Origin of the sequence: Flavobacterium lindanitolerans, from assembly GCF_002846575.1 — a bacterium.
GTDB lineage: Bacteria > Bacteroidota > Bacteroidia > Flavobacteriales > Flavobacteriaceae > Flavobacterium > Flavobacterium lindanitolerans.
Window position 1 is genome coordinate 337611 of the sequence record NZ_PJND01000009.1, and the last position, 10720, is coordinate 348330.

6 protein-coding genes are annotated in these 10720 nt (G+C 38.1%); 3 read left to right on the plus strand and 3 right to left on the minus strand.

Translation table 11 applies throughout. The features are described from left to right. Positions 1–14 precede the first annotated feature (14 nt). The gene (locus B0G92_RS14130) at positions 15–1709 is read right to left on the minus strand and encodes a carbamoyltransferase family protein (RefSeq protein WP_101472702.1); all 1695 of its coding nucleotides are present in this window, start codon (positions 1707–1709) and stop codon (positions 15–17) included. A 157-nt stretch (positions 1710–1866) separates the two neighbouring features. Here B0G92_RS14130 and recG point away from each other — a divergent pair, with 157 nt between their 5' ends. Next, complete coding sequence (gene recG, locus B0G92_RS14135) at positions 1867–3972, plus strand: ATP-dependent DNA helicase RecG (RefSeq protein ID WP_101472703.1); 2106 nt, start codon at positions 1867–1869, stop codon at positions 3970–3972. A gap of 22 nt (positions 3973–3994) precedes the next feature. Continuing rightward, a complete protein-coding gene (locus B0G92_RS14140) occupies positions 3995–4861 on the plus strand; it encodes a bestrophin family protein (RefSeq protein WP_101472704.1) in 867 nt (288 codons plus the stop codon). A gap of 388 nt (positions 4862–5249) precedes the next feature. On the opposite strand, the gene B0G92_RS14145 is transcribed toward B0G92_RS14140, so the two are convergent. Further along, a complete protein-coding gene (locus B0G92_RS14145) occupies positions 5250–7193 on the minus strand; it encodes a KUP/HAK/KT family potassium transporter (RefSeq protein ID WP_101472705.1) in 1944 nt (647 codons plus the stop codon). A 238-nt stretch (positions 7194–7431) separates the two neighbouring features. Between B0G92_RS14145 and pheT the strand changes: the two genes are divergently transcribed. Then, entirely contained in the window at positions 7432–9855 is a 2424-nt protein-coding gene (gene pheT, locus B0G92_RS14150) for a phenylalanine--tRNA ligase subunit beta (protein WP_101472721.1), read from the plus strand. 79 nt (positions 9856–9934) lie between these two features. Here the strand turns inward: pheT and B0G92_RS14155 are convergent, their stop codons facing one another. Continuing rightward, the gene (locus tag B0G92_RS14155; RefSeq protein WP_101472706.1) at positions 9935–10492 is read right to left on the minus strand and encodes a fasciclin domain-containing protein; all 558 of its coding nucleotides are present in this window, start codon (positions 10490–10492) and stop codon (positions 9935–9937) included. Positions 10493–10720: the final 228 nt, after the last annotated feature.

Below are 10720 nucleotides of genomic sequence, written 5' to 3' on the forward strand. Positions count from 1 at the left end.
AGCCGCTAAGCTAATTATTTTTCGACCACCGTATTTTCCATAACCAGCACATCAAGGTCTGTTATTCCAAACAAATAGAGTGCTTCTTCTGGCGTTTCAACTATAGGCATCCCTTTCTTATTCAGGCTGGTATTAAGCAAAACGGCAATACCTGTCTTCTTATAAAAGGCTTCTATAAGCTTGGCAAACCTGGGATTCCAGCTTTCTTCTACGGTTTGTACCCGGGCCGAACCGTCTTCATGCGTGACATTTTTTAATTCTTTATAATGTATTTCACGCGTTCTGTCAACCAGAATCATATACGGACTATAACGTGCCGATTCAAAATATTCACCAACTTTAGATTTCAATACAGCCGGTGCAAAAGGGCGAAAATCTTCCCGAAACTTAATATCCAGATTAATATGGTCTTTCATTTTTTCAATACCGGGATGTGCTAGAATACTCCTCCTCCCTAAAGCTCTTGGCCCAAACTCTGAACCGGATTGAAACCAGGCTATGGTTTTTCCTTCTTTTAGTTTTGCTGCGCAATAATCCAACAACTCCTCTTCATTGGGTATTCTTTTCGGGACATATTTTTTGTTTTCTTCTTTTTGGAATGCAGCATCAATTTCTGCTTCAGAATACGGCCTCCCAAAACAGGTGCTGCCATCATGAGGCATTTTTGGCATTTTCAAATATTCTAACCAGCCATAATAAGCACAACCCAAAGCCAGACCATTATCTCCGGCAGCAGGCTCAAAATAAATTTCGCGGACAATTCCGGAATCCTGCAGTTTTGCATTGGCCACGGCATTAAGTGCTACACCTCCGGTATAGCAAAGATTGGAATGGGGAAACTTTTCCAACCGGTTATGGATGCACTGCAATACGCCTTTTTCTACCTGTTCCTGTGCCCAGCGTGCAATGTTGGCATAGTATTCAAAATGTTCTTTAAAATATTCATATCCGGTTGACGGATTATCAAATTTTTTCTTCCAATCTTCCTTAACAAATAAATTTCCCGATTGAAATTCAAAAGCCTCAAAATCATATATGCCGGATTTCCCATACGGAGCCAATCCCATCAACTTGCCCACATCATCCATATCGCCAAAAACATAATTGCTTACGGACGCATAAAAACCACCAATAGAGTGTTGGGTCGTAGGTAGTGAAAAGTTACCGGATTGATTCGACATTACACTAAAATCCTTGACTAAAGGCACTAACTTTTGTCCGTCAAAATGATAAAAGCTATCTTTTTCACAAAGCATCCTTACCTCGTTTAAATATTCAGGAGCAATCTGTTTCTCCTGCTCGGGATGCAATTTTAAAAACTGCTCAAGTGGGCTTCCACAACCATCAATTACCATCACATTGCATTCCGAAAAAGGAGAAGTTCCTACTGCGCTGTAGGCATGGGCTAAATGATGAGAAATATCTATAATCCTGATTTTTTCATGACCTGAAAAAATCCGCTCTCCTTTAAAATAATTCCGGTTCGGGATGTCAAAATTGGCACATTGAACTACAAGAGCAAGGTCATCTAATCCTATTCCTTCAGCATCCAGACAATATTGTATCGCCAGCGTGTCATTACCTCCATCATGCTTTTTGCGGCTCAAACGTTCTTTTTCGATACCTACACAAACACGCCCGTCTTTGAGTAAAACTGCCGAACCGTTATGTGAAAGACCTGTTCCCAGGATATATATAGGTTTTGCCATAATTTTGATTCCTATTTCTAAATTTCAAATATATCATTTTCTTTAGCCAAAATCTTACTTTTATAAATCAAAACCGCAATTGAGGAATCTGTTTTCCAATCAAAATACCATTTTATAGTTTTCAATTAATGGCTTATATTCGTGTTTTCATATAGCAATGCAAAACAATTTATTAGAAACCCCTATTGAATACCTAAAAGGCGTCGGGCCAGCCCGCGGCGAATTGCTTCGCAAAGAATTAGGCATTCACAAATATGGAGACCTGATAAATTTATTCCCAAACCGATATATTGACCGCACACGTTATTACAAAATAAATGAACTGCAGAATACCAATGCTGAAGTCCAGATCATTGGAAAGATTATCCACATCAAAACCGTTGAGCAAAAAAAAGGAAAACGCCTTGTTGCTACTTTTGTTGACGAAACGGGAGAAATGGAACTGGTTTGGTTTCAGGGACAAAAATGGATACGTGAAAATTTAAAGCTGAATACCGTATATGTTATTTTTGGGAAATGTACTTCATTCAATGGCCAATTCAATATGGCACATCCCGAAATGGAATTGCTTGCAGAACATGAGCAGAACCTTCGTTCTGCCATGCAACCCGTTTATCCTTCTACGGAGAAACTGACCCAAAGAGGAATTTCAAACCGCACGATTAACAAAATCATGCAACAGCTTTTTATTGAAACGCAAGCCGCTTTTAAGGAGCCACTGCCTAATTATCTTCTGGAAGAATTAAAGCTGATTCCAAAAAATGCTGCGCTGTTCAACATCCATTTCCCTAAAAGCCCTGACTTACTGGCCAAAGCACAATTCCGATTAAAATTTGAAGAATTGTTTTTTATACAACTGCAGCTCATTACAAAAAATCTGATTCGAAAGAATAAAATCAAAGGGCATCCTTTTGAAAAAGTAGGCGTCTATTTTAATGATTTCTATAACAATCATTTGCCTTTTGACCTGACTAATGCTCAAAAAAGAGTGCTGAAAGAAATCCGGAACGATATGGGAAATCCCGCACAGATGAACCGTTTACTGCAAGGTGACGTGGGTTCCGGAAAAACTATTGTGGCTTTAATGAGCATGTTATTGGCACTTGACAACGGATTTCAGGCCTGTCTTATGGCACCTACAGAAATTCTGGCAAACCAACATTTTAACGGATTGATGGAATTGGCTAAACCTTTGAATATAAATATCAAATTGCTAACAGGTTCCACTAAAACTTCAGATAGAAAAATCATTCATGAAGAACTGGAAAATGGCAGTTTGCATATCCTTATTGGCACTCATGCCCTGTTAGAAGACAAAGTGAAATTCCATAATTTAGGTCTTGCTATTATTGACGAGCAGCATCGTTTTGGAGTAGAACAACGTTCCAAACTTTGGAAAAAGAACGAAATTCCTCCTCACGTTCTGGTCATGACGGCAACACCAATTCCAAGAACATTGGCCATGAGTTTATATGGCGACCTTGATATTTCTGTAATCGATGAACTCCCACCGGGAAGAAAACCCATTCAAACCGTACACCGTTATGACTCCAGCCGATTAAAAGTCTGGAAATTCATCCGGGACGAAATAGAAAAAGGAAGGCAGATTTATATCGTTTATCCCCTGATTCAGGAATCAGAAAGCATGGATTATAAAGACCTTATGGATGGTTACGAAAGTATTTCAAGAGATTTTCCTTTGCCAAAATACAGTGTGAGCATTGTACACGGAAAAATGAAACCGGCCGATAAGGACTCCGAAATGCAACGCTTTTCGCAAGGCAAAACCAATATTATGGTAGCCACAACCGTTATTGAAGTCGGGGTGAATGTCCCAAACGCCAGTGTTATGATTATTGAAAGTGCAGAACGCTTTGGCTTGTCACAATTGCACCAGCTTCGCGGACGCGTAGGTCGTGGTGCGGAACAAAGTTATTGCATACTGATGACAGGTCATAAATTAAGCAATGATAGTAAAATTCGCATGGAAACGATGACAAAAACTAATGACGGATTTGAAATAGCCGAAGTTGATTTAAAACTTCGTGGGCCGGGTGATATTATGGGAACCCAGCAAAGCGGTGTATTGAACCTGCAAATAGCTGATTTGGTAAAAGACCGGGAAATTCTGCAATTGGCCAGACATTGTGCCGTTAAGTTATTAAAAGACGATGCACCAATGGTAAAACCGGAACATCAGAACCTGCGTCAGGCTTTTATCGAAATGTCAAAAAAGAAGAATATTTGGAACTATATCAGTTAAGAACCCTTAAACCTCAAAATACATGATTTCATACAACCCTAAAGAATGGCTTTCGTTTATCTTCTACTTTCATAAGGGCGATACTTTCCGGAAGCTTTTCTGGATAATGATTCTTATCGCCCTCTATTCAGCCGGAATTGCCTATCTGGAATTGGAGTACTGGAAGCTGTCTGCCAATAGCCTTGTGAAAAACATAACGGTAATGCACAACATGCTCGGGTTTGTCATTTCCCTTTTATTGGTGTTCCGAACCAATACCGCTTATGACCGTTGGTGGGAAGGTAGAAAAATGTGGGGCGCATTGGTTAACAACAGCCGTAATCTGGCTATAAAGTTGTCCGTAATGCTGACGGATAAAGAAGACAAAGAGTTCTTCAAGAAAATCATCCCTGCCTATGCTTCTGTGCTAAACCTGCATTTAAAGATGGAAAGTATCAGCCATGAGCTTTTTGACGATAAAACCTTATCACAAGACCATTACAAGCACAAACCTAACCAGATAGCCAAAACAATGATACAGCGCATCAACGAAATGTATAAGGATGGGAAAATTACCGGCGACCAGCTCATTGTCCTGAATGCCGAAATACAATCTTTTACTGATATCTGTGGTGCTTGCGAAAGAATCAAAAACACTCCTATTCCCTATTCCTACAGTGCCTTTATTAAAAAATTCATCTTTACGTATGTACTGACATTACCCTTTGGCTATGTTTTCCAATTGGGCTACTATGTCATTCCTGTAGTTGTTTTTATCTTTTATGTACTGGCGAGTTTGGAGCTTATTGCAGAAGAAATTGAAGACCCTTTCGGAAATGACCCGAATGACCTGCCAACACAGAAGATTTCTGAAAACATTCAAAAAAATGTGGAGGAATTGATTTATTAATAGCTCGTTTAAGTGATTATTGCCACTATTGCGACTCCGGATCTTTGTGTAAAAATGTTGATCGCAAAGGCGCAGTGTCGCAAAGAAAGTAATTGAAGTGAATATTCTTTTTTATCTTCTTTTTGATGATAACTCTTTAAATCTGTGTCATCCTTTTAATCTGCGGCTAAAAGTTACTAAGCAGTTAAGGGTCCCGTAGCACTAAGTTTATGTGATTTTGGGTAAAAGAGAAAGTCGTTAACCTCTTAAATCCGTACCAACATTTAATATGTAAGTAAAATAGAAATTTATAATCCAAAAGCTTTTTATATTCAGGCATAAAGTTCTGGTTTATTAGCATAAAAAAGTCGAAGCAATGCTTCGACTTTTTTATTTATTTCTATCAAGATTAATCAACCCTTGTCAGGCAAATTTCTCTAGGAGCCGTAATCAATAACGGGAACGACTCAATGGTCACAGAACTGGAATCGAGACCAAATGCTTTCTCTTCTGAAAGTCCCATTTTCTTCAGGATGTTATAACAGTCCAAAATCCATTTTTCATAGAATGGCAAATCGTTATCATAAGAAATAAATTTCTCTATCAATATAAACCTAAAGTCGCCAATGATATTGTTTTTATTTAACGAAGCATAACGGCTGGTTACGTCTACCTCCTTATTCTTCACCATGTCCTCTACTACCTTTTTAAACATCAGACTGATTCTTGGTGCCACACGGAAACCAAGTCTGAAATCAATACGAATTACATCATCGTGAATAAATTCATTTACACGATATTCCATTGTATACGGCTCATCAACAACATGAACATGGACAAACCAATAAATATCGGCACGTTTTGGCTGTTTGTTCAAAATCGAATACATGATTTTCGATTCAATTTCAGTCCTGTGGTCAGCACTTGTCAGATAAACAAGGTTCGTAGCATATTTTGGCACGCTCAAATCTTTGCTCAAATCTTCCAGAACCGGCAGGTAATCTGACAGCTTAACAAACACCAGGTAGCGGTTTCTGATTTTTCTGGCAAAGTACCAGACAAACATCGTTGCCATGAGCAGCATTGCAATAAGCAATGTGATATAACCTCCATCTGAGAATTTATGAAGATTGGCAATCAGGAATGAAATTTCTATAACGGCATAGGTCGTAATCAATACCGTAATAAAAATCTTATTGTATCTTTTTAGAATCAGGTAGTAATTCAAAAGCGAAGTTGTCATCAACATCGTCATTACGATAGCCAAACCATAAGCGGCCTCCATACCTGAAGATTCCTTAAAGTATAAAACCACCAAAACGCAACCTATCCATAACATCCAGTTTAATGAAGGAATATACAATTGTCCTTTCAGTTCTGTAGGATATTTGATTTTTACTTTTGGCCAGAAATTCAAACGAATGGCTTCGTTAATCAATGTAAACGAACCGCTGATCATAGCCTGGCTGGCAACAACAGCAGCCAAAGTCGCAATTCCAATTCCGAAAGGCAGAAACCAATCCGGCATAATGGCATAAAACGGATTCGTTACTCCGGCCTCTTTCAGGGTTTTCCCTTCATGTGAAATCAGCCATGCTCCCTGTCCGAAATAATTGAGCAAAAGCATACTTTTTACAAAAATCCAGCTTACACGAATGTTTTCTTTTCCGCAATGTCCTAAATCAGAATACAAGGCTTCTGCTCCTGTCGTACATAAAAATACAGCGCCTAAAATCAGGAATCCCTGCTTATGATTCATCAAAAGTTCATAAGCATGATAAGGGTTAAAAGCCGAAAGGACATTGATGTTTGTACTCAATTGGATTCCTCCCAGAATTCCGAGCATCGAGAACCAGGTAAACATAATTGGTCCGAAAAATTTACCAATAAGTTTGGTTCCGAATTGCTGTAAACCGAAAAGAATGGTAATAATAGCAATAACAATAGGAATAGTAGGAATGTCGGGATTGATTACCCTAAGACCTTCAATTGCCGAAGAAACTGAAATCGGTGGTGTAATAATTCCATCGGCCAAAAGCGTACTTCCTCCTATAATAGCCGGAAAAAGCAGCCACTTTACTTTTGTTTTTCTGATTAAGGTATATAAAGAAAAAATTCCACCCTCACCCTTGTTATCGGCACGGAGTGTTATAATTACATATTTTACGGTAGTCTGTAATGTCAGTGTCCAAAATATGGCCGAAATGGCACCTACGATATCCCTGGAATTAATAGGGTCGCTCCCAACTATCGCATTTAAAACGTACAACGGTGAAGTTCCGATGTCACCAAAAATAATCCCTAAAGTAACTAATAATCCGGCAGCAGATAATTTGTGAATATGTTTTCCCACGGAAAGTCAATTTAAAAGAGACAAAATTACAAATAATTACCATATCCAAATTAAAATCAGGCAGGTATTATTTTAACAAAATTTTTAGAAGTCTGAAACATTGTATTTTCCTGTCCGATATTGTTCGGTTTCCAATAATTTTAAGACATTTTTCTTTAATTTAGAAGCCTTAAAATTCTTTGAAAAATCAAAAAAACCTATCTTTGCAACCTTACAAAAAATAATACCAAAAACAACAATGAAAATTTCATATAACTGGCTTAAGCAATTTATCAAAACAGATTTAAAATCTGATGAGACCGCATCACTCCTAACCGATTTGGGATTGGAAGTAGAAGGTATTGAAAAATACCAGTCTGTAAAAGGCGGTTTGGAAGGTATTGTTGTGGGCCATGTCCTGACGTGCGTTCAGCATCCAAATGCCGACCGTCTGAAAGTAACTACGGTAGACCTTGGAACCGGTGCCCCGGTGCAGATTGTTTGTGGCGCATCCAATGTAGCTGCCGGACAAAAAGTGCCTGTAGCTACTATAGGAACTACACTATATGACAAAGATGGAAATTCATTCCAGATTAAAAAGGGAAAAATCAGAGACCAGGAAAGCCACGGTATGATTTGCGCAGAGGATGAATTAGGCCTTGGAACCAGTCATGATGGAATTATGATTCTTGATGACAAATATGCTCCGGGAACACCGGCATCAAAAGTTTTCAGTATTGAAAATGACGAAGTATTTGAAATAGGGCTGACTCCTAACCGAGCCGATGCAATGAGCCATCTTGGAGTAGCCAGAGATTTAAGAGCCGGTATGCTCCAGACCAATGCACATACTGAATTGATTACGCCTTCTGTCAGCAACTTCAGGGTTGACAAAAGGACGTTAAAGATGGATATCAAAGTTGAGGATGCAAAACTGGCACCAAGATATTGCGGTGTGACAATTTCCGGAATCGTCGTAAAACAATCACCGGAATGGCTGCAAAACCGACTAAAGGCTATTGGACTGACTCCAAAAAATAATATCGTGGATGTTACCAATTATGTAATGCATGAATTGGGACAGCCTTTGCATGCTTTTGATGCTGCCAAAATAAAAGGTAATAAAGTAATCGTAAAAACAGTAGCTGCCGGAACAAAATTCACAACTCTTGATGATGTTGAAAGAACACTTCATGAAGAAGACCTGATGATTTGTGATGAAAATGGGCCAATGTGTATAGCAGGTGTTTTTGGCGGTAAAAACTCAGGGGTTTCAGAAAACACAACTTCTATTTTCCTGGAAAGTGCTTACTTCAATCCGGTTTGTATCAGAAAATCTGCCAAAAGACACGGATTGAATACCGATGCTTCTTTCCGTTTTGAAAGAGGCATTGACCCAACCATTACCGAATATGCGTTAAAGCGTGCGGCATTATTGATTCAGGAAGTAGCCGGAGGCGAAATTACTTCTGACATTATTGATATCTATCCAAAAAAGATCGAAGATTTCCCTGTATTCCTGAATTTTGCAAAAGCAACAAAAATTATCGGACAGGAAATATCTAAAGAAACCATCAAGAAGATTTTGGTTTCGCTTGACATAAAAGTAAACAGCGTATCGGATGCGGGATTAGGTCTGATTATACCTTCCTATCGCGTTGACGTGCAACGTGAAATTGACGTGATTGAAGAAATACTAAGAGTTTACGGCTATAATAATATCAACTTCACTAAAAAATTCAACGCTACTGTTTCCAATGCGGCAAGAACAGAAGATTATAAGGTGCAGAATATTATCGCTACCCAATTGAATTCACAGGGATTCAATGAAATGATGGCCAATTCGCTTACTTCACCGGAATATGTAAAACTATCTGAAATGCTTCGCGAAGAATTCAACGTATTAATCATGAATCCGTTGAGCAATGATTTGTCGGCAATGAGACAGTCGTTACTATTCTCCGGATTAGAAGCTGTTTCTTATAACATTAACCGAAAAAATTCAGACTTAAAATTGTTTGAATTCGGGAAATCATATCACAAACTACCTTCCGGATATACCGAAAACAAACACCTTACCCTGTTTACAACCGGAAATCGTTTGAGAGAAAGCTGGAATACGCCTCAAAAACCTTCGGATTTCTTCTTATTCAAAGGTTATGTAATGGGAATCCTGTCAAGGCTGGGGATTGAAAAAACAAATAACAAGCCGGTTGAATCTGACGTATTTGCAGAAGGAATTGCCATTGCTGTTGGAAACGATATCATTGTAGAGTTAGGAACAGTAAAAAAATCGGTTCTTAAACATTTTGACATCAAGCAGGAAGTTTTGTTTGCCGACTTTAACTGGAATTCAATCTTGAAATTGATTTCAAACAAAATTAAGTTTACCGATATTCCTAAATATCCTGAGGTAAGGAGAGATTTGGCGCTTTTGGTTGACCAGAATGTAGCATTTGATTCTATTTACACTGTTGCACGCCAGACTGAAAAATCTTTACTCAAAGACATCAATCTGTTTGACGTATATGAAGGCAAAAACCTTCCTGAAGGTAAAAAATCCTATGCGGTTAGCTTTATTATTCAGGATAGTTCAAAAACCCTTACAGATGCCCAGATTGACAAGATTATGGGCAAATTAAAGAACAATCTCGAAACAGAGCTTGGAGCTGTTCTTCGTTAAGACTTATTTTATAAAATAAAAAAATCCCGATTGTATCGGGATTTTTCATTTATAATTCAAAAATAGTATCTAGTTTGAATTATGCTTTTGGCATCACTACAGTATCAACCACATGAATAACTCCGTTAGACTGATTCACATCAGCAATAGTAACTTTTGACTTATTTCCGTTTTCATCTGTGATATAAAGAGTTTTACCATCCATCCATGCCGTCAGCTTACCGCCTTGAACAGTTGCGAGCACAGCCTTTCCGTTTCCTTTCTTTATGGCTTTAGCAATATCAGCTGAACTCATTTTTCCTGCTACCACATGATAGGTTAAGATGGATTGCAATTTTGATTTGTTTTCCGGCTTTAACAAAGTCTCAACGGTTCCTTTAGGCAATTTGGCAAAAGCTTCATTTGTTGGAGCAAAAACGGTAAAAGGTCCTTTTCCCTGCAAAGTCTCTACAAGACCTGCTGCTTTTACTGCTGCTACCAATGTGGTATGGTCTTTTGAATTTATTGCATTTTCAATAATGTTTTTTGAAGGATACATTGGAGCTCCTCCTACCATTACTGTTTTTTCTTTTTGTGCAAATACGGCAGTTCCGAATAGTAATGCAATTGCGATTGATAAAAATTTGGTGGTTTTCATAATTAAATGTTTTTTGTTTATACAAGGCATTTACGCAAATACATTTGCTTTGGTTTTAAATATTCTGGATTTATGATTTTTGATTTTTGATTTTGGACTTTCAACTTTAGACTTTAGAATTTAGACTTTAGACTGAGTCGTCCTAAAATAGGTTGACAGATTTTAGAATAAAAATATATTAACCGGTCAGGTTTCCTGGCTGGTTTTTTTCATGTATAAAGTTAGGTG